The sequence below is a fragment of the Yoonia sp. TsM2_T14_4 genome, assembly GCF_049602355.1.
GTDB lineage: Bacteria > Pseudomonadota > Alphaproteobacteria > Rhodobacterales > Rhodobacteraceae > Yoonia > Yoonia vestfoldensis_A.
Genome location: NZ_CP187137.1, coordinates 2,405,978 through 2,424,601 on the forward strand (window position 1 = coordinate 2,405,978; position 18,624 = coordinate 2,424,601).

An 18,624-nucleotide genomic window follows, 5' to 3' on the forward strand; every position below is an offset into this window, starting at 1 on the left:
TTTAGGCAGCGAAACATATCTGGGAGGATACAATGACAGAGAAAACGGCTCCGAAGACCACGAGTGCGCTGTCGCGCCGGTCATTCTTGAGTAAAGGTGCCTTGGGTGGAACAGTCGCCGCCGGTGCAGCGCTGAGCGCGCCCGCCGTTCTGGCACAAGCGCCGCTGGTGGTACGGATGCAGACATCCTGGCCCGCATCGGACATCTGGATGGATTTTGCGCAGCAATATATTGATCGTGTAGAGGCGATGTCCGGTGGACGTCTGTCGATCGATCTGCTGCCAGCTGGTGCCGTCGTCGGCGCATTCCAGGTGATGGACGCGGTCAATGATGGCGTGATCGACATGGCGCACACCGTGCCTGTGTACTGGTACGGAAAATCCAAGTCCGCTTCGTTCTTTGGCACCGGTCCTGTCTTCGGCGGTTCTGCTAACACCATGCTGGGCTGGTTCTATCAGGGCGGCGGTGCCGAACTGTACCGCGAACTGACACAGGACATCCTGGGCCTGAACGTTGTTGGCTTCATGGGCTTCCCAATGCCAGCGCAGCCATTTGGCTGGTTCAAGCAAGAAGTGAACACCGCTGCTGATCTGCAAGGCTTCAAGTACCGGACCGTTGGTCTGGCTGCCGACCTGCTGCAGTCGATGGGCATGTCCGTGGCGCAGCTTCCTGGTGGCGAAATCGTCCCCGCGATGGAACGTGGCGTTATCGACGCGTTCGAGTTCAACAACCCATCGTCTGACTTGCGTTTCGGCGCGCCTGACGTGGCAAAGAACTATTACCTGTCGTCCTATCACCAGGCGTCGGAAAGCTTTGAATTCATCATCAACCAGGACTTCTATACCGACCTGGACGACGATCTTCAGGCAATCCTGCGTTACGGCGTAGAGGCCGCTTCGACAGCGAACACAGCATTGGCGATGGACCAGTATTCCAACGACCTGCTGCGCATCCGCGACGAGCTGGGTGTGACCGTTCACCGGACATCGAAAGACATTCTGCAGGCGCAGCTTAACGCCTGGGACGGTCTGATCACCGAGCTGGAACAGGACGATTTCTCCAAGCGGGTTATGGACAGCCAGCGCGCATGGGTCGACAAGGTCGCCTATTACGAGCTGATGAACGCACCCGATCTGGCGCTTGCCTACGAGCATTACTTCCCCGGCAAGCTCGCAATCTGATCCTACGGGTCACAACCACGATAGAACCGGGGGTGCGATGCGCCCCCGGTTTGTCACGACATGAAGGGGAATAATCATGATCCGCTATATTGAATTTGCCGACAAGCTGTCGGGTTACTTCGGCAAGGCTTTTGCCTGGCTTATCATCATGATGACCTTCGGCATGAGCTTTGAAGTGTTCATGCGATACTTCCTGAACAAGCCGACACCATGGGCGCTTGATGTATCATTCATCATGTATGGGACGCTGTTCATGATGGGCGGGGCCTATACCCTGTCGCGCGGCGGCCATGTCCGCGGCGATTTCATCTATCGGCTCTGGAAAGTGCAGACGCAAGCCAAGGTCGATCTTGTGCTTTACGTCCTTTTCTTCTTTCCCGGCGTTCTGGCGCTGATCTTCGCAGGCTGGAAATATGCCGCGCGGTCATGGAGCTATGCCGAGGTCAGCATCAACAGCCCTGCGGGCGTGCCGATCTATCAATTCAAGACCATCATCGTCGTCGCTGGCATCCTGCTTTTGTTTCAGGGTCTGGCACAAGTGTTTCGCTGTATTCTTTGCATCCGCGAAGGATACTGGCGCCGCGCCGCCGAGGACGTCATGGAAACAGAAGATCTGTTGATCAAACAAGCCGCTGAAAAAGCGGCGCAAGGCCAGTGAGTGCGCTCAGGGCGCCAGGTCCCCATTTTACGGAGTATAGCAAGTGACTGATCCGCAAGTTGCCCTGATGATGCTTGGCATCTTCATTGTCCTCGTCTTTCTTGGTTTTCCAATCGCATTCACGCTGATGGCGATGGGAATCGGGTTTGGCTATTATGCCTATTACGAACCAGATCGGATGTGGCGCACCTTTAACCGCCTGGCCGAGGATACGGATGGATGGACATCCTTCACCGCCTGGATCGAGGGGTTTTACAACAACAGGATCTTCGATCTGTTCGTGAACCAGACCTACACGGTCATGTCGAACGAAGTTCTGACCGCCGTGCCGCTGTTTTTGTTCATGGGCTATGTCGTCGAACGCGCCAACATCGTTGACCGGCTGTTCACGACGCTGAACATCGCGGCCAAGGGCATGCCCGGCTCGATGGGTGTTGCAGCCCTTGTGACCTGCGCCCTGTTCGCCACATCGACCGGCATCGTGGGTGCGGTCGTGACGCTGATGGGCCTGCTGGCGCTGCCAGCCATGCTCAAGGCACGCTATGACACCAGCTTTGCGTCTGGCATTATCTGCGCAGGCGGCACGTTGGGCATTCTGATCCCGCCGTCGATCATGCTGATCGTCTATGCGGCGGCGTCCGGCGTGTCGATCGTCCGGCTTTATGCCGCAGCGCTTTACCCCAGCCTTGTTCTGGTCGGACTTTACCTGACCTATATCATCGGCCGGTCGATCCTGCAGCCAAGCGTGGCCCCCAGACCAACCAAGGAAGAAGTGCCTGACGTCCCGTTTGGCGAGCTTGCCTGGATGCTGATGACATCGATCTTTCCGCTGGCGTTCCTGATCCTTGCCGTGTTGGGGTCAATCTTGTTCGGTCTGGCCACCCCGACCGAGGCCGCGTCGATCGGTGCCTTGGGTGGCATGGTGCTGGCGACCGCTTACCGCGCGATGAGCTATCAAAAACTGCGCGAAAGCGTGTATCTGACGGTGCGCACCACGGCGATGGTCTGCTGGTTGTTCGTCGGGTCCTACACATTCTCGTCTGTCTTCTCGTATCTGGGTGGTGAACACCTGATCTCGGAATTCGTGATGGGGTTCGATCTGACACCGTTCCAGTTCCTGATCCTTGCACAGCTGATCATCTTTTTGCTGGGCTGGCCGTTGGAATGGTCGGAAATCATCATCATCTTCGTGCCGATCTTCCTGCCGCTTTTGCCGCTGTTCGGGGTTGATCCGCTGTTCTTTGGCATCCTTGTGGCGCTGAACCTGCAGACATCGTTCCTGACCCCGCCGATGGCGATGTCGGCCTATTATCTCAAGGGGATCGCCCCACCTTCGGTTCAGCTTTCACATATCTTCAAGGGTGTGATGCCCTATCTGGGCATGGTCTTTATCTGCATGTTCTTGATGTATGAGTTCCCTGCGCTGGTCTTCGCGCTGCCGGATGCGATTTATGGCACACGATAACGCCACTCCGGCGCGGCTGGGTGACAGCTTGATCACGCTTGATCCGCTGGACATGCGCGACAGGCTGGCATCGGGCGCCATGCGTGCGGCTGATCTGGCGGCAGCCTGTATCGAGCAGGTCAAGCGGCGCGAAGCAGATGTGCAGGCTTGGGCCTGGCTGGATGAACAGCATGTGATGACGCAGGCAGGGCGGCTTGATGCCCAGCGCAAGACGGGCCGTCCGGTCGGCCCGTTGCACGGCCTGCCAGTGGCGTTGAAAGACATCATCGATACCAACGGCATACCGACCGAAAACGGCACGATCATCGACAAAGGCCGTGTTCCGACCGAAGACGCTGTGATCGTGCGCAAGCTCAAGGCGGCGGGTGCTTATGTGATGGGCAAGACGGTCACGACCGAGCTGGCTTATGTCGCACCGGGAAAGACCCGCAATCCAGTTAACCCCGACCACACGCCCGGCGGATCGTCGCAGGGCTCTGCGGCGGCGGTCGGTGCGGCCATGGTGCCGCTTGCCATCGGCACACAAACGGGTGGATCGGTCATCCGACCCGCTGCTTATTGCGGTGTCGTGGGCTTTAAACCCAGCTTTGGGATGATCCCGCGCACAGGTATCTTGTCGCAATCGCCATCGCTCGACACTGTCGGGGTCTTTGCGACAAGCGTGGCCGGTGTGGCGATGCTGGCCGATGTGCTGTGCGGCGACGATCCCGCTGATCACGCCACCACGCTGTCGGCACCACCGCGCCTGCTTGCCACCGCTTTGTCGGACGTGCCGGTGCGACCGACGCTGGCACTTATGGCCCACATGCCCGGTGACACGGCCCCTTCCGAGGATATGGCGCTCGCCATGCAGGAATTGTCGGATATTCTGGGCGAGGATGCTTTTGCCCTGACCCTGCCAATACTCTTCGACGAAGCGGCCGAGATCCGCGAGCGGATCAATTTTGCCGAAATGGCGAAATGCTATTATGCTTATGAACGACGCGGGCGCCAGCAGCTATCCGATATCACGCTGGCCGCGATCGACGCTGGCAAGACCGTGCTGGCGCGCGACTACCTCGCCGCGCTCGACTGGCCAAAGCTGCTGAACGCGGCGCTGGACGAAATCTTTGCCCGTTGTGACGCGATTATCTGCCCCGCAACACCCACATCTGCCCCTGCAGGGCTGTCATCGACGGGCAGTGCTGTGTATAATGGGTTGTGGACGTTATGCGGCGTACCGGTTGTGACGCTGCCATTGTTCGAGGACTCGACAGGCCTGCCAATGGGTCTGCAGGTGGTGGGCCGCCGGGGCAATGACGCCCGATTACTGCGCACGGCGCGGTGGTTGACAAGTGAACTCAAAAAAACGAGCGGAGTAGTGACCAATGTTTGAGCGCGGCTTGGCGATTTTCGCCTTCATCATGCTTTTCGGCTTCATTGCAATCCTTGTTATCAAGCTAGAAAGGCTGGATATCGCAGTGATCGCCGCGATCACCCTTGCCCTTGCGGGCTGGGATGTGCTGGGTCGCAAGAAAAGCTGAAACATCGGCACGGCGGATCCGTCCGGCCGATGCTTGTGCAAACTTGCGTGTTCTGTTGCCCCAAAGGGCTGCCTTTTCCTGAAAACCGCTTGACCTTTGTCGCCCCGACAGGTTGAACGGCGCTGATAATTGATGTGGGAAACAGGTGTTTTCAGATGAACGAGCAGAACCGTAACCTCATCCTTGCGACGCTTCTCAGCTTTGCGGTGATCATGACGTGGACGCTGCTGTTCCCGCCCGAAGAGATTGCTGTCGATCCTGCGGCTCAGGTTGCAACCCAATCCGTTGATCCGACCGTGCCGCTGGCCGATCCGGTAACACCCGACGCCACTTCGCCCGCCAGTGTCGAACAGACAGCACCCGACGTGGCGCGCATCGCGATCGAGACACCCGAACTGACCGGGTCGATTTCCATGCTGGGCGGCCGGATCGACGATCTGGCGCTGACCGATTACCGTGAAACGCTGGATGAGGACGCGCCAATCGTGCGCCTGTTGCGCCCTGTCGGCGAACTTGACGCCTATTTCGCGGCGTTCGGCTGGACAGCGACCGACGGCATCGACCCCGCCGCAGTCCCCGGCCCCGACACGATTTGGTCCGTCGAAACCGGCGAGACACTGACGCCATCCACTCCGGTGACCCTGGTCTGGGACAATGGCGCAGGCCAGATTTTCCGCACCGAAATTTCGGTCGATGACCTATTCATGTTCAGCTTTGCGCAAAGCATCCAGAACGTCGGCACCGAGACCGTCAGCGCGCGGCCCTACGGGCTTGTGCGCCGGCATGGCGAGCCGTCTGACGCGAAACGGTTCTTCATCCTGCACGAAGGTCTGGTACGGATGTCCGACGGCGAGCTGGAAGAAACCAGCTATAGCAACATCACCGATCACACATTCGACGAACGCGAACGGACGCTGGCTGACCGGATCGACGTGCAACAATCCGGATGGATTGGCTATACCGACCATTTCTGGATGACCACGCTGATCCCTGCAACAGGCACGCCGTTCCGGTCCACATCCAAATATTTCGAAGCGCGCGATCTGTATCAGGTCGAGGCCGTGATGCCCCCCAGCGTGGTTGCCGCCGGTGAGACCGCCACCGTCACCACACGCTTGTTCGCAGGCGCAAAGGAATGGGAGGCGATCACCCATTATGAAAACGAAACTGGCGTGGATCGCTTTATCGACAGCATCGATTGGGGATGGTTCTTTTTCCTGACCAAACCGATTTTCTGGCTGCTTCATAACCTGAACATCATCATCGGCAACATGGGCTGGTCCATTCTGGCGCTGACGCTCATCCTCAAGGCACTGGTGCTGCCGCTGGCCTACAAGTCCTACGTTTCGATGGCGCGGATGAAAGAGCTGCAGCCCGAAATGGAAAAGCTGAAGGAACGTGCCGGCGATGACCGGCAGGCCATGCAGCAAGGCATGATGAAGCTTTACAAGGAAAACAAGGTCAATCCGGCGGCGGGTTGTCTGCCGATCCTGTTGCAGATCCCGATCTTCTTTTCGCTGTACAAGGTGATCTTTGTGACCATCGAATTGCGGCATGCGCCATGGATCGGCTGGATCGACGACCTCAGCGCGCCTGACCCATCGTCGCTTATTAACCTTTTCGGCTTGCTGCCCTACGCGGCACCCGATCCGGGATCAATCCTGTCGCTGATCTTTATCGGTCTGCTGCCGATCCTGCTGGGCATTTCGATGTGGATGCAACAGAAACTGAACCCAGCCCCAACCGACCCGACGCAGCAGATGATTTTTGCCTGGATGCCATGGGTCTTCATGTTCATGCTGGGCGGCTTTGCATCCGGTCTGGTGCTGTACTGGATTGCCAACAACTGCATCACGTTCGTGCAGCAATATGCGATCATGCGCAGCCACGGGGCGAAACCCGATGTATTCGGCAACATCAAATCGGGGCTGAAACGCAAAAAGGCGGATGCGGACATCAAGTCTGACAAATAGGATAGATGAACCGATATGGAACTGCGCTTTCCCGAGGCTGCCACGCCTGACGATGCCAGCATAGAGGTTGGGCGCATGCTGTTTGCGGGCGAAACCACCTTTGTCAAAGGTGTCGTCGCCATGGACGGCCTGCCGCCCGCCGACCGGATCGAGGTCTGTTTCGCAGGCCGGTCCAACGTTGGGAAATCATCCCTGATCAACGCGCTGACCGGCCGCAAGGGGCTGGCGCGCGCGTCGAACACCCCGGGACGCACGCAGGAAATCAACTTTTTCACCGCGGGCGACATCTATGTCGTCGATTTGCCGGGCTATGGTTTCGCCAATGCGCCGGTCGCGGTGGTCGATAAATGGCAGCGCCTGCTGAAACAATACCTGCAAGGCCGGCAGACCCTGCGGCGGGTTTTCGTACTGATCGACGCGCGCCATGGCGCCAAGGCCGTGGACGAAGAAATCATGTCGCTGCTTGACGCCTCAGCCGTGACCTTTCAGGTCGTGATGACCAAGGTTGATAAACTGCGTGGCGATGCCTTGGCAGAATCATTGGCCAAGACCCGCGCCGCACTGGTCAAACACCCCGCCGCCTATCCCGAGCTGATCCTGACCTCTGCCGAAAAAGGCGAAGGCATCCCCACATTGCGCGCCATCATCGCAGGGATATCATGAAGAAAAGGACGCCCGACATGAACCGTGACTGGATCGCGACCGCCCGCACCCTGTCCGAGGCCCTGCCCTATCTGCAACGCTATTCCGGTGCTGTCGTCGTGGTGAAATTCGGCGGCAATGCCATGGGCGACGCCGATGCGATGGCCGAATTCGCCCGCGATATCGTGCTGATGAAACAGGTCGGTATGAACCCTGTTGTCGTGCATGGCGGCGGCCCAATGATCAACCAGATGCTGGACAAGCTGGGCATCAAGACCGAATTCGTGCGCGGCCAGCGCGTGACCGACAAGGACACGGTCGAAGTCGTCGAAATGGTGCTGACCGGCCTTGTCAACAAACGCATCGTGCAGGCAATCATGGACGAAGGCGGGCGCGCTGTCGGCCTGTCGGGCAAGGACGACGACCTGATGGTCGCCGAGGCGCTGAACCCCGAATTGGGCTTTGTCGGCCGTCCCGTGGAAATGAACGTGCAGGTGCTGCGCGATCTGAACGCCGCAGGCATCATCCCCGTCGTGGCCCCTGTGGCCACTGGCATGGACATGCTGGAAACCTTCAACGTTAACGGCGACACGGCGGCGGGTGCCATTGCCGGCGCTCTCAAGGCGGACCGGCTGCTGCTGTTGACCGATGTGCCCGGCATCAAGGATGCCAGCGGCGAGGTTGTGACCCAGCTGACCCCCGATCAGGTCCGCGCGATGATCGCCGATGGCACGATCAACGGCGGCATGATCCCCAAGGCCGAAACCGCGCTGATGGCGGTGGAACAGGGCGTGCGTGCGGTGGTCATCCTTGATGGTCGCCTACCCAATGCCAGCCTGCTGGAATTGTTCACCGAACATGGCGCAGGCTCGATCATCCGCGAACCGCGCTGACGATGACGGGCAGCGCGCTTGACGATGCACTCGCCTTGCACGGGCTGCAAGTCGCGGGCGCGTTTCCGATCCAGCCGGATGACGCATTACCGCGCAAGGACGGGTCACTGGTCCTGATCAGCCCCGCAGAACCGGCGTTCTGGCCGGTCTTCACCGCCAGCCCCGAATACCACGACGGCCAGCCCGACCCGATGGACCGCTGGTCGCGCCGGATCGGTGACGCGCTGGCGCAGGATTTCGGCGCACTGCCGCTTTACCCCTTTGGCGGTGCGCCGTTCCTGCCGTTCTACACCTGGGCGCTGCGGTCGGGGCGGGCCTGGGCGTCACCCATCGGGTTTCTGGTGCATGACACGGGTGGATTGTTCATCTCCTACCGGATGGCGCTGCTGGTGCCTTGGGTCGCAGCGACAGGCGCGGGCACTCGCCCCTGCGACAGCTGCACAAACCAGCCCTGCGCCAATGCCTGCCCTGTCGGTGCCTTTGCCAGCGGCTATGATGTCACAGCTTGCAAGGACCACTTGCGCAGCCCAGCAGGACAGGATTGCATGACACAAGGCTGCGCTGCACGTGGAAGCTGCCCCGTGGGCCAAGGCACCCGCCTGCCCGCCCATGCCGCCTTTCATATGAGGTCTTTCCTGTGACCCTGACGCTGATCCTGATCCGCCATGCGAAATCCAGCTGGGACGATCCTTTCATGGATGATCACGCAAGGGTGCTGAACGACCGCGGGCGCTGCGCGGCCCCTGCCATCGGCGCATGGCTGGCCGCGCAGGGGCATGTGCCGGATGTCATGCTGTGTTCCGATGCAGCCCGCACGCAGGAAACCGCGGCGCTGATCCTGCCGCATCTGACGCCAACACCGGCGCTGCAATTGGTGCCTGCGCTTTACCACGCCAGCCCCGACATGATGCTGGACCTTTTGCGCAAACAGACCACGCGCAGCGTGGCGATGATCGGGCATAACCCCGGTATCGCCATGCTCGCGGAAGGAATGATCAAGCAGCGCCCCGCGCATCCGCGGTTTGGCGATTACCCGACCTGCGCCACCTGCGTGATCACCTTCGACACCGCGGATTGGGGCAATGCCACCCGCCACAGCGGCAGCTGCACCGCCTTCATAACCCCCGCCGACCTGCCCATCTTCAGAGCCTAAATATCCCCGCCGGAGGCTAGAAATTTCTTAATCCGACCACTCAATGCCCGAGGATCTGGCTCAGGAACAGCTTGGTCCGTTCGGACTGCGGATTGTTGAAAAACTCTTCAGGCTCGTTCTGTTCGACGATCTGGCCCTGATCCATGAAAATCACACGGTTCGCCACCTGACGGGCAAAACCCATCTCATGGGTCACACACAGCATGGTCATGCCGTCTTCGGCAAGGCTCACCATCGTGTCCAGCACTTCCTTGATCATTTCAGGGTCAAGCGCCGATGTGGGTTCATCAAACAGCATGATGCGCGGGCGCATGCACAAGGACCGTGCGATGGCGACGCGCTGCTGCTGGCCGCCGGACAACTGGCCGGGGTATTTCAGCGCCTGTTCGGGGATCTTGACCTTGGTCAGGAAATGCATCGCGATCTCTTCGGCTTCGCGCTTGGGAATCTTGCGCACCCAGATCGGTGCCAACGTGCAGTTTTCCAGAATGGTCAGATGCGGGAACAGATTGAAATGCTGGAACACCATCCCAACCTCGGACCGGATACGGTCCACGTTCTTGAGGTCGGACGACAGCACCGTGCCATCCACGGTGATCTGCCCTTTCTGGTGTTCTTCCAGCGCGTTGATGCAGCGGATCAGCGTCGATTTGCCAGACCCCGAAGGCCCCGCAATGACGATCCGTTCGCCGCGCTGCACCGTCAGGTCAATGTCGCGCAGCACATGGAACGTGCCGTACCATTTGTTCATGTTGCGGATTTCAATTGCCACCTCGTCAGAGACATTCGCGGCAAGCCGGGTCGTCCCGACGCTATCCAGTTCAACTTGGGCCATGATCGTCTCTCCTCAGCGGTGGTCAGTCCGGAGACGACGCTCCAGATACATTGAATAACGGGACATGAAGAAGCAGAACATGAAGAACAGCCCCCCCACAAAGATGTACAGTTCCCAGTAGATGCCGTTCCATTCACTGGTGGCGCGGATCGCATTGGTCAGGCCCAGCGGGTCACGCAGACCGATGAACACCACCAGCGTGGTATCCTTGAACAGCCCGATAAAGGTGTTCACGATCCCAGGGATCGAGATTTTCAGCGCCTGCGGCAGGATAATCAGCCGCATGGATTTCCAGTAATCCAGGCCCAGTGAATCTGCCGCCTCGTATTGCCCTTTGGGCAAGGCAGCCAGACCGCCGCGCACCACCTCGGCCAGATAGGCAGAAGCAAACAGCGTGACCATGATGATCACCCGCAACAGCAGGTCGAACGTGGTGCCGGGTGGCAGGAAATAGTTCAGCAGCGTCGATGCAGTGAACAGCCACACAATCAACGGCACGCCGCGGATCACCTCGATGAACGACACGCAGACCCATTTGATCAGCGGCATCGACGATTGCCGCCCCAGCGCCAACGCGATGCCCAAAGGCAACGACAGCACGATGCCGGACGTCCCGATAATGATGGCCAGCATGAAGCCGCCGAAATTCTCGGATGCGGTATAGGGCAGACCCCATGGCATCACACCATCCAGCGCACCGCGCAGCTGTGGCAACAAGGGGAACAGCCCGTCGACGCCAATCGCGCCCAGCGGGTTCATAAAGATGATCGCAAAGACCACAAGCGACACGATCAGCCCGCCCAGACTGCCGACAAAGGCAGATGCATAACGCCCCGCCATGACCGTCGCCAAAAGGCCCAGTGCCACCAGCACCGGCAACCACACCGACCCGCCCCAGAGCAGGAAAAACGCAATGAACGGATAGGCCAGCGAAAAGATCAGCAGACTGCGTGGCAGATTGGAATACAGCACCGGTGCGACGGCAACGACCAGCAAGCCCAGCGCGGCCAGCGGACGCCAATATCCAAAGAAAAAGATCGCCGCATTGCTGACGTCGTCTTTCATCGCGGAAATGAATTCGACTTGCTGGGTCGCGTTGAAACCGCCGCCGAACACGACCTCTGCGCCGCCGGCGGCGGCCAGTTCTTCGGCATAGAACAGCCGTGCCAGTACCGGATTATCCGTCGGATAGAAACCGAACAGCATCTGCAACCAGCGTTCGTTGATCACCGCCCAGCATGCTGCGCTTTCCAGCCCGCGCGCATCACGGATTTCACGGCATTCGTTCAACGATCCTGCATCCCAGATCCCGTTGAAGACCCAAGGCAGCGTGCCCGACAGCACCGACCAGACGACATAGATCGCCAGAATCGTCATCAGCGAATTGAACCACCCCGAAAACAGGTTCTCGCGCAGCCATTTCACCGGGCCGGCCACACCGGGCGGCGGTGCCTGTTCGGGCAACATGTCGGTGCGGACATAGGCGACTTTTGATGTGCTGGTCATCTCAGCGCTCCTTCAGCTTGACGCCGGAATTGTAGAAATTCATGGCCGATGAAATGATCAGGCTGGTGATCAGATAGAATATCCCCAACAGCAAGATCCCTTCCAATTCGCGTCCGGTCTGGTTGACGGTGATGCCGCCCAAGGTGGACCGCGCGTCCATATACCCCACGGCCAGCGCCAAGGACGAGTTCTTGGTCAGGTTCAGGAACTGTGAAATCAGCGGCGGGATGATCACACGCAGCGCCTGCGGCAGGATGATCAGCTGCATGGTGCGATTTGGCTGCATGCCCAGCGCAAAGGCGGCCTCTGTCTGGCCTTTCGACACGGCCAGAATACCGGACCGCACGATTTCCGCGATAAAGGCGGATGTATAAAGCGACAACGCGAGCCACAGCGCGATGAACGAATTGCGTACTTGCAAGCCGCCCTCAAAATTGAAACCGCCCAATTCAGGATATTCCAGCGTGATGGGACGGCCCAGTGCAAAGAACGCCAGCGTCACAGGCACAATCAACATTGCCAGCGACAATCGCAGCACGGGCAGCTGCTGGCCCGTGTCTTCTTGGCGTTTGCGCGCGACATAGCGCAGCACGAAAATTCCGATGATCGACAAAATCAGAAAGGCGACAATGATCCCAGAGCCGTCGGCCCAGATCGGGCGCGGAATGAAGACACCGCGGTTAGTGACCGCGACACTGTCTGCAAACACCATGGCCGCTGTCCCGCCTTCACGGAAATCGCGCGGCTGCGGGGTGGCTTCGGTCATCACGGCGAAAACGATCAGGATCCAGATCAGCAGCGGCGTGTTGCGCATGCATTCGACGTAAAAGGTCATCACACGGGCGACGAGCCAGTTCTTCGACAGGCGCAACACGCCTGCGAAAACGCCAATCACGGTCGCCAGAATACAGCCCAACACTGCCACCAGCAGCGTGTTGAGAATCCCCACCAAGGCGGCGCGCGCATGCGTGTCCTGCGATGTGAAGGGGATGATCTGCTGGTTAATATCATAACCAGCGGTGGACCACAGGAAACTGAAGCTGATGTCCTTGCCCAGAACAGCAAGGTTGGTGACGGTGTTGTCAACCAGTTGCGCCAGGAACAGCATGATCAGCATGGCTGCGACCACCTGAATGGTCAGCGACCTGTAGCGCGCATCGTAAAGTAACATACTGATGCGGAATGTTTCGCGCGGGTGATCAGAAATGTCTGCCATGCGCAGTCCTCTGTCTGGATACAACAACAGGGGAACAAGAACGATCTTGCCCGCCAAAGGTCAGAATATCGGATGATAGGATGATGAAAGGGGCCCGGCCAAAGCCGGACCCCAAGCAATCAGCGATTAACGGAACGGGCCGCCATACATCAGGCCACCGTCGGTCCACTGCGCGTTCAGACCGCGTGCCAGACCAACAGCGGTGGATTCACCGATGTTCGCTTCAAAGATTTCGCCATAGTTACCAGCAACAGACAGCACCTTCACGGCCCAATCTGCGTCCAGGCCGATCATCGCGCCCAGCTCACCTTCGGTGCCGAGCAGACGGTTGACCTCTGGGTTGTCGGTTGGTGCCGCAGCCAGTTCAGCCACGTTCGCTTTTGTCACGCCGTATTCTTCGGCAGCGACCAGAGCGTGGGTTGTCCAACGAACGATATCACCCCATGCATTGTCACCGTGGCGCACTGCGGGGCCCAGTGGTTCTTTGGAAACGACTTCCGGCAGAATCACGTGGTCACCGGGTGCTTCGAATGTTGCGCGCGTCGCGGCAAGACCCGAAATATCGGTGGTGTAGACGTCACAGGCACCGGCCAGGTACTGCTGCTGACCTTCGGCATTGGTGGCAACGGGCACGGGCTCGTAGCTGATACCATTGGCGCGGAAATAGTCGGCCAGGTTCAGTTCGGTCGTGGTACCGGTCTGGATGCAGACGGTGGCACCATCAAGTTCGGCCGCCGAGGACACACCCAGCGCGCGTGGGACCATGAAGCCCTGACCATCGTAATAGTTGATCGCAGGGAAATCGAGCGCAAGATCGGTGTCGCGCGTGAAGGTCCAGGTCGAGTTGCGGACCAGCACATCGACTTCGCCAGCGGCCAGCGCGGTAAAGCGGGTCTGGCTTGTCAGTGGCACGAACTCAACGGCCTGCCCGTCACCCAGCACAGCGGCTGCAATCGCGCGGCACAGCGACACGTCGAAACCTTCCCAGTTGCCGTTCGCATCGGGTGCGGCGAAACCGGCCAGACCTTCGTTCGATCCGCACTTCAAAGAACCACGCGCCTTGACGTCATCCAGCGTTGCTGCCGATGCGATACCGGCGGTCAAGCCAGCGACGGCCAACGCGCCGATAAATACGGTTTTTGTCATTTTTACCTCTTCCTGAGTTTCCGCCGATTCATTCGGCAGCCAGTTTTTAAGCCACCCTTTGCAGGTGACGACTTTTACAAAGGCATAGCCCTTGTCCGAGTTTGCCTAGATTGTCCGATGAAACACCACTCGGTCAAGCGAAACTCGCATCATGAGCGACGCAAATGCCCTCAAAACAGGCAATTCACAGGACAAATGCACAGATCAGTGCCACCTCTGTTCAGGGCGCGACAGATGGTAGAATCTTTCGGCATGCAAAAAGGCCGCGCGCTTGACCGCAGCGGCCGCAGCGGCATCCTCATCAACGCCCCATTGGCTGGTCTGCCAGTCCTCATCAACGCGCGACACGTCCCAGGCGCGGGCGGCGTCCAGATGGCGGCGCATCACGGCAAAAGCCAGAATCAGCGACCCTGACAGGCTGATCAGATCATGCGCCGCAGCCAGCCCGAAATCATCGACATAGTCCAGTTCGCGCTGCAAAATATCAAGGCTTTCAGTGGGTTGCGGCACCGGCACGACGCCTTCGCCAATGGTCAGCGTCACGCCAAGATCGCGCGCCGCCCAGTCCAGCAGCGGATCCCAAACCTGCCGCTGGCGCATGACCAACCCGTCCGGCGCGGGCGCGCGGTAACACAAAAGATCGCTGCCGCCGTATTCCGACAACAGGCCGATCACCTCGGCCCGCTGTGTGCGGACCTTATCGATCGCTGCATTGGCGCTGCGGGTCACCGGCATGGTGCGCGGATCGACAAGACCGGTCTGCGCATCCCATTCCTGCGCCACAGCTTCGGCCAAGTGCAGGGTCGGCACGATCAATGCGGCCTTGGCCGGTGTTTTCACCGGACGGCCGTCCAAAGTCACGGTAAAGCCGCCGTCGCAGGCCTGGGGCGTGGCGGCTTTCCAGAATCGTTTCGGTTTCCAGTCGCTCATGGGTGTGATCCGGTCAGTTGGTCGATGGCAGGCAGAAGGTTGGCAAAATCGTCGATCAGCAGATCGGGTCGCAGGCTGTCGGCATCGTGATAGCCCCAGGACACACCGATAGTGTGCACGCCCGCAGCACGCCCCATATCCATGTCAAAGGTGGTATCGCCAATCATTACGGCGGCGCGGGCATCGGCGCCAGTCTCGTTCAGCGCGGTCAGAATCATCGACGGGTTCGGCTTGGACGGGTGATCATCGGCCACCTGTTCGCTGTGGAACATCCCGCGCAATCCGTGGCGTTCCAAAATCTTGTCGAGGCCCCGCCGCGATTTGCCGGTGGCCACGGCCAGCAGCGTGTGGTCCTGCCCCGCCAATGTGTCCAGTGCCGCCCGCGCACCGGGGTAAAGCGGGCTTAGCTCGCCTTTGCCATCAGAACCGCGAAGGTGCATGTATGCATCCTTATACCCCTGAACCAAACGGGCGTGCCTGTCAGGCGGCAGATCAGGGCAAAGCCGCAGCATCGCCACGTCCAGCGACAGGCCGACAATCGACAACAGCCGCTTGCGGTCGGGCAAAACCAGCCCTTCGGCGGCAAAGGCGGCGGTCATAGCGGCGACGATCTCGGCCTGGCTGTCAACCAGCGTGCCGTCCACGTCAAAGATCACAAGGCGCAGGTCACGCATCGGGCATGTTGAACGGATCAACGGGGGCATGGCCGACGATCCAGCCCACGAAATCCCACGTGTTCTGCATATGCTCTGGCAGATCGGCGGTCAGATGCAGCGTCTTGCCGGTGGCAGGATGTTCGATGGTCAGGCTGCGGGCATGCAGATGCATCTTGCGCCCGATCTCGCTGCCCATGCTGGCACCCCAACCATCGCCAAGGTTTTCCTGCCCCGACCCGCCATATTTGCCATCGCCGATGATCGGATGCCCGATTTCGGCCATATGGGCGCGCAATTGATGGGTGCGCCCCGTGATCGGCACCAGCGCGCACCACGCGGCACGGCTGGCCAGCGTATCCATCACGGCATAATCGGATGTCGCGCGTTTCGCGCCTTCGGTGCTGGCAATCTCGTTTGGATGCACACAGCGCATCTTTTCATTCTCGCCACCTTTGCCATGGCCGGGGGCCTTGACCAGACCGTATTTGATCGTGCCTGCGCGCGGATGCGGCACACCGGCGACAGCGGCCCAGTAAATCTTGCGCGTCTCGCGGTGCTTGAGGTTCTCTGTCAATTGCTTTGCCATCATCCGCGTGCGCGCCAGCAGCAGCACGCCCGATGTGTCGCGGTCCAACCGATGCACCAGACGCGGTTTTTCGTCATAGCCGAACATCAGCGCCTCGGCCATGCCATCGACGTGGCGGGTGGTGTTGGTGCCGCCTTGGGTCGCCAATCCATGCGGTTTATTGATCGCGATGATATGATCGTCGCGGTAGATCACGCAGGACTGGATCAGCTTTGCATCCGCCTTGGTCACGCCGTGGCGGGCAAGGGTGGCGGCGGCTGCCGCCTCTTCCTCGGTCGGCAAGGGCGGGATGCGGACTTTCTGGCCAACTTCGAGCCGCGTGCTGGTTTTCACCCGTCCGCCATCGACGCGCAATTCGCCCTTGCGGCACAGCTTTTCGATGCGCCCTTGGGTCAGATGCGGGAACAGGCGGCGCAGATAGCGGTCCAGCCGCTGATCGCCGTCGTCGGGGCCGATGGTTCTGGTGTGTACACCGCTCATGTCGTCATTCCTTTGGCAAGCCACAGGCCCAATCCGCAGGCCGCAATTGATACAAATACCGACGCCAGCACATAGCTGCTCGCTGCCATGATGCGGCCCGCTTCAATCAGGCGCAACGTGTCGAGCGAGAATGTCGAAAAGGTGGTGAAGCCGCCCAGAAGGCCCATCATCACAAAGGGTATCCAGTTCTGCAATCCGCGCGCGGCCAGCAATATCCAGACCAGCCCGATCAGAAATGACCCCAGCACGTTGATGACCAGCGTACCCATGGGAAATGGCACCGCCATCCCCACAAGGAAGCGCAGCACAGCGCCAATTGCCCCACCAAGAGCCACAGAGATCACAGGTATCATCATCGGCCTGCCTTGGCCTGTCGGCGCGCAGATGTCAATTCTTGCCCCGCTTGGCGCGCAATCCGGCAAAGAAATCGACGCGTTTCTTCAGCTCGCGTTCAAACCCGCGATCCACGGGCAGGTAGTAGATGCCGCGCTTCATCGTCTCGGGGAAATAGTTCTGCCCGCTGAACCCGTCCTCGGCATCGTGGTCATAGGCATAGCCTGCGCCGAACCCCTGTTCTTTCATCAACTTCGTCGGCGCGTTCATGATATGGGCAGGCGGCGGTTCGGACCCTGTCTGTTTTGCCGCCGCCAGTGCCGCCTTGTAGGCAACATAGGCAGCATTCGATTTGGGCGCGAGCGCGAGATAGGTCACCGCCTGCGCCAGCGCCAATTCCCCCTCTGGCGATCCCAGCCGTTCATAGGTTTCCCAGCTTTGCAGACACACCGCCTGCGCCTGCGGATCAGCAAGGCCGATATCCTCGACCGCCATGCGCGTGATGCGGCGGGCAAGGTAACGCGGGTCTTCGCCCCCCGCCAACATGCGGGCGAACCAGTAAAGTGCAGCATCAGGGTCCGACCCGCGCACCGATTTGTGCAATGCGGAAATCAGGTTGTAATGTTCATCGCCGGATTTGTCGTATTTCACCGCGCGTTTCATCAACCGCTTGGCCAGGTCGTCACGGGTCAGTTTCGTCTCTGTCTTCCACGCCGCGACCTGTTCGATCAGGTTCAGTAGCGCGCGACCATCGCCATCGGCCATGTCCAATAGCGCCTCGCGCGCAGGACCATCCAGCGGTAGCGCGCGCCCCAGTTCCTGTTCGGCACGTTGCGCCAGCAATTCCAGATCGGCCAGCGTCAGGCGGGTCAGGATGAACACCTGCGCGCGGCTCAGCAATGCGGCGTTCAGCTCGAAACTGGGGTTTTCGGTCGTGGCACCGACCAGCAGGATCGTGCCGTCTTCCATATAGGGCAGGAAACCGTCCTGCTGCGCCTTGTTGAACCGGTGGATTTCATCGACGAACAGCAAGGTACCTTTGCCGTTCTGGCGGCGCATCTTTGCGGCCTCGAACACTTTGCGCAGTTCCGGTACGCCGGTGAAAATAGCGCTGATCTGGACGAAATGCAGGTCGGTTTCATCCGCCAGCAACCGCGCGATCGTGGTCTTGCCCACACCGGGCGGCCCCCAGAACACCAGCGACGATAAAGACCCCGACGCCAGCATGGTCCCCAAGGGCGCATCGGTACCAAGTACCTGTTGCTGGCCGATCACCTCTGCCAGCCGCTTTGGGCGCAGCCGGTCCGCCAGCGGGCGGGGGCCTGCGGGGGCGGTGTTCGGGGCGCTGTCGAACAGGTCGGGCATGGGCGGATGATAGGCTTTCCATGAAAAAGCGAAAGCCCCACCAGTCTGGCAGGGCTTTGCAAAAAATCAGATCGTGGCGGGGA

Annotated in this window: 19 protein-coding genes; 10 read left to right on the forward strand and 9 right to left on the reverse strand. The window is 59.8% G+C overall.

Translation table 11 applies throughout. The features are described from left to right. Positions 1–32: 32 nt before the first annotated feature. The 10 genes from ACPF9B_RS11935 (at position 33) to ACPF9B_RS11980 (ending at position 9,488) form a co-directional block, all read left to right on the forward strand. Complete coding sequence (locus ACPF9B_RS11935) at positions 33–1,181, forward strand: TRAP transporter substrate-binding protein (RefSeq protein ID WP_007206651.1); 1,149 nt, start codon at positions 33–35, stop codon at positions 1,179–1,181. A gap of 76 nt (positions 1,182–1,257) precedes the next feature. Then, a complete protein-coding gene (locus tag ACPF9B_RS11940; RefSeq protein ID WP_007206650.1) occupies positions 1,258–1,839 on the forward strand; it encodes a TRAP transporter small permease subunit in 582 nt (193 codons plus the stop codon). A gap of 43 nt (positions 1,840–1,882) precedes the next feature. Beyond that, on the forward strand, positions 1,883–3,304 hold the full coding sequence (locus tag ACPF9B_RS11945) for a TRAP transporter large permease (RefSeq protein ID WP_040482984.1): 1,422 nt from the start codon (positions 1,883–1,885) through the stop codon (positions 3,302–3,304). Continuing rightward, positions 3,291–4,679 carry an amidase gene (locus tag ACPF9B_RS11950; RefSeq protein ID WP_424177633.1) on the forward strand — a complete coding sequence of 463 codons (1,389 nt, stop codon included), beginning with the start codon at positions 3,291–3,293 and terminating at the stop codon, positions 4,677–4,679. Before ACPF9B_RS11945 ends, ACPF9B_RS11950 begins: the two co-directional genes overlap by 14 nt. Beyond that, positions 4,672–4,827 (forward strand): hypothetical protein, encoded by a 156-nt coding sequence (locus ACPF9B_RS11955; protein WP_007206647.1) that lies wholly within the window; start codon positions 4,672–4,674, stop codon positions 4,825–4,827. The genes ACPF9B_RS11950 and ACPF9B_RS11955 overlap by 8 nt, the downstream gene beginning before the upstream one ends. A 155-nt stretch (positions 4,828–4,982) precedes the next feature. Then, positions 4,983–6,800 carry a membrane protein insertase YidC gene (yidC, locus tag ACPF9B_RS11960; RefSeq protein WP_424177635.1) on the forward strand — a complete coding sequence of 606 codons (1,818 nt, stop codon included), beginning with the start codon at positions 4,983–4,985 and terminating at the stop codon, positions 6,798–6,800. Between the two features lie 15 nt (positions 6,801–6,815). Further along, entirely contained in the window at positions 6,816–7,463 is a 648-nt protein-coding gene (gene yihA / locus ACPF9B_RS11965) for a ribosome biogenesis GTP-binding protein YihA/YsxC (RefSeq protein WP_424177637.1), read from the forward strand. A gap of 17 nt (positions 7,464–7,480) precedes the next feature. Next, positions 7,481–8,335, forward strand: a complete 855-nt coding sequence (gene argB / locus ACPF9B_RS11970; protein ID WP_424177640.1) for an acetylglutamate kinase — start codon at positions 7,481–7,483, stop codon at positions 8,333–8,335. A gap of 2 nt (positions 8,336–8,337) precedes the next feature. Continuing rightward, on the forward strand, positions 8,338–8,976 hold the full coding sequence (locus ACPF9B_RS11975; protein ID WP_424177642.1) for a ferredoxin: 639 nt from the start codon (positions 8,338–8,340) through the stop codon (positions 8,974–8,976). Further along, complete coding sequence (locus tag ACPF9B_RS11980) at positions 8,973–9,488, forward strand: SixA phosphatase family protein (protein WP_424177644.1); 516 nt, start codon at positions 8,973–8,975, stop codon at positions 9,486–9,488. Before ACPF9B_RS11975 ends, ACPF9B_RS11980 begins: the two co-directional genes overlap by 4 nt. Positions 9,489–9,528: 40 nt before the next feature. On the opposite strand, the gene ACPF9B_RS11985 is transcribed toward ACPF9B_RS11980, so the two are convergent. The 9 genes from ACPF9B_RS11985 to ACPF9B_RS12025 form a co-directional block, all read right to left on the reverse strand. Beyond that, complete coding sequence (locus ACPF9B_RS11985; RefSeq protein WP_300975943.1) at positions 9,529–10,323, reverse strand: amino acid ABC transporter ATP-binding protein; 795 nt, start codon at positions 10,321–10,323, stop codon at positions 9,529–9,531. A 12-nt stretch (positions 10,324–10,335) separates the two neighbouring features. Further along, positions 10,336–11,829, reverse strand: coding sequence for an amino acid ABC transporter permease (locus tag ACPF9B_RS11990; protein WP_007206640.1), 1,494 nt, complete (start codon positions 11,827–11,829; stop codon positions 10,336–10,338). Between the two features lies 1 nt (position 11,830). Continuing rightward, positions 11,831–13,045 (reverse strand): amino acid ABC transporter permease, encoded by a 1,215-nt coding sequence (locus ACPF9B_RS11995; protein ID WP_424177647.1) that lies wholly within the window; start codon positions 13,043–13,045, stop codon positions 11,831–11,833. A 126-nt stretch (positions 13,046–13,171) separates the two neighbouring features. Beyond that, positions 13,172–14,191 (reverse strand): amino acid ABC transporter substrate-binding protein, encoded by a 1,020-nt coding sequence (locus ACPF9B_RS12000; protein ID WP_007206638.1) that lies wholly within the window; start codon positions 14,189–14,191, stop codon positions 13,172–13,174. 204 nt (positions 14,192–14,395) lie between these two features. Continuing rightward, positions 14,396–15,121, reverse strand: coding sequence for an ATP12 family chaperone protein (locus ACPF9B_RS12005; protein WP_424177649.1), 726 nt, complete (start codon positions 15,119–15,121; stop codon positions 14,396–14,398). Continuing rightward, positions 15,118–15,795, reverse strand: a complete 678-nt coding sequence (locus ACPF9B_RS12010) for an HAD-IA family hydrolase (RefSeq protein WP_424177651.1) — start codon at positions 15,793–15,795, stop codon at positions 15,118–15,120. The genes ACPF9B_RS12005 and ACPF9B_RS12010 overlap by 4 nt, the downstream gene beginning before the upstream one ends. Then, the gene (locus tag ACPF9B_RS12015) at positions 15,788–16,843 is read right to left on the reverse strand and encodes an RluA family pseudouridine synthase (RefSeq protein WP_424177653.1); all 1,056 of its coding nucleotides are present in this window, start codon (positions 16,841–16,843) and stop codon (positions 15,788–15,790) included. Before ACPF9B_RS12015 ends, ACPF9B_RS12010 begins: the two co-directional genes overlap by 8 nt. Continuing rightward, positions 16,840–17,199 (reverse strand): fluoride efflux transporter CrcB, encoded by a 360-nt coding sequence (gene crcB / locus ACPF9B_RS12020; protein ID WP_007206634.1) that lies wholly within the window; start codon positions 17,197–17,199, stop codon positions 16,840–16,842. Before crcB ends, ACPF9B_RS12015 begins: the two co-directional genes overlap by 4 nt. A gap of 31 nt (positions 17,200–17,230) precedes the next feature. After that, positions 17,231–18,541 carry a replication-associated recombination protein A gene (locus ACPF9B_RS12025; RefSeq protein WP_424177656.1) on the reverse strand — a complete coding sequence of 437 codons (1,311 nt, stop codon included), beginning with the start codon at positions 18,539–18,541 and terminating at the stop codon, positions 17,231–17,233. Positions 18,542–18,624: the final 83 nt, after the last annotated feature.

Bases quoted from the DNA above. Each gene is read 5' to 3' on its own strand.
- crcB (WP_007206634.1), bottom strand. From the start codon at position 17,199: ATGATGATACCTGTGATCTCTGTGGCTCTTGGTGGGGCAATTGGCGCT.
- ACPF9B_RS11935 (WP_007206651.1), top strand. From the start codon at position 33: ATGACAGAGAAAACGGCTCCGAAGACCACGAGTGCGCTGTCGCGCCGG.
- yihA (WP_424177637.1), top strand. From the start codon at position 6,816: ATGGAACTGCGCTTTCCCGAGGCTGCCACGCCTGACGATGCCAGCATA.
- ACPF9B_RS11940 (WP_007206650.1), top strand. From the start codon at position 1,258: ATGATCCGCTATATTGAATTTGCCGACAAGCTGTCGGGTTACTTCGGC.
- yidC (WP_424177635.1), top strand. From the start codon at position 4,983: ATGAACGAGCAGAACCGTAACCTCATCCTTGCGACGCTTCTCAGCTTT.
- ACPF9B_RS12010 (WP_424177651.1), bottom strand. From the start codon at position 15,795: ATGCGTGACCTGCGCCTTGTGATCTTTGACGTGGACGGCACGCTGGTT.
- ACPF9B_RS11995 (WP_424177647.1), bottom strand. From the start codon at position 13,045: ATGGCAGACATTTCTGATCACCCGCGCGAAACATTCCGCATCAGTATG.
- argB (WP_424177640.1), top strand. From the start codon at position 7,481: ATGAACCGTGACTGGATCGCGACCGCCCGCACCCTGTCCGAGGCCCTG.
- ACPF9B_RS12000 (WP_007206638.1), bottom strand. From the start codon at position 14,191: ATGACAAAAACCGTATTTATCGGCGCGTTGGCCGTCGCTGGCTTGACC.
- ACPF9B_RS12015 (WP_424177653.1), bottom strand. From the start codon at position 16,843: ATGAGCGGTGTACACACCAGAACCATCGGCCCCGACGACGGCGATCAG.
- ACPF9B_RS11950 (WP_424177633.1), top strand. From the start codon at position 3,291: ATGGCACACGATAACGCCACTCCGGCGCGGCTGGGTGACAGCTTGATC.
- ACPF9B_RS11955 (WP_007206647.1), top strand. From the start codon at position 4,672: ATGTTTGAGCGCGGCTTGGCGATTTTCGCCTTCATCATGCTTTTCGGC.
- ACPF9B_RS11990 (WP_007206640.1), bottom strand. From the start codon at position 11,829: ATGACCAGCACATCAAAAGTCGCCTATGTCCGCACCGACATGTTGCCC.
- ACPF9B_RS11985 (WP_300975943.1), bottom strand. From the start codon at position 10,323: ATGGCCCAAGTTGAACTGGATAGCGTCGGGACGACCCGGCTTGCCGCG.
- ACPF9B_RS12025 (WP_424177656.1), bottom strand. From the start codon at position 18,541: ATGCCCGACCTGTTCGACAGCGCCCCGAACACCGCCCCCGCAGGCCCC.
- ACPF9B_RS11975 (WP_424177642.1), top strand. From the start codon at position 8,338: ATGACGGGCAGCGCGCTTGACGATGCACTCGCCTTGCACGGGCTGCAA.
- ACPF9B_RS12005 (WP_424177649.1), bottom strand. From the start codon at position 15,121: ATGAGCGACTGGAAACCGAAACGATTCTGGAAAGCCGCCACGCCCCAG.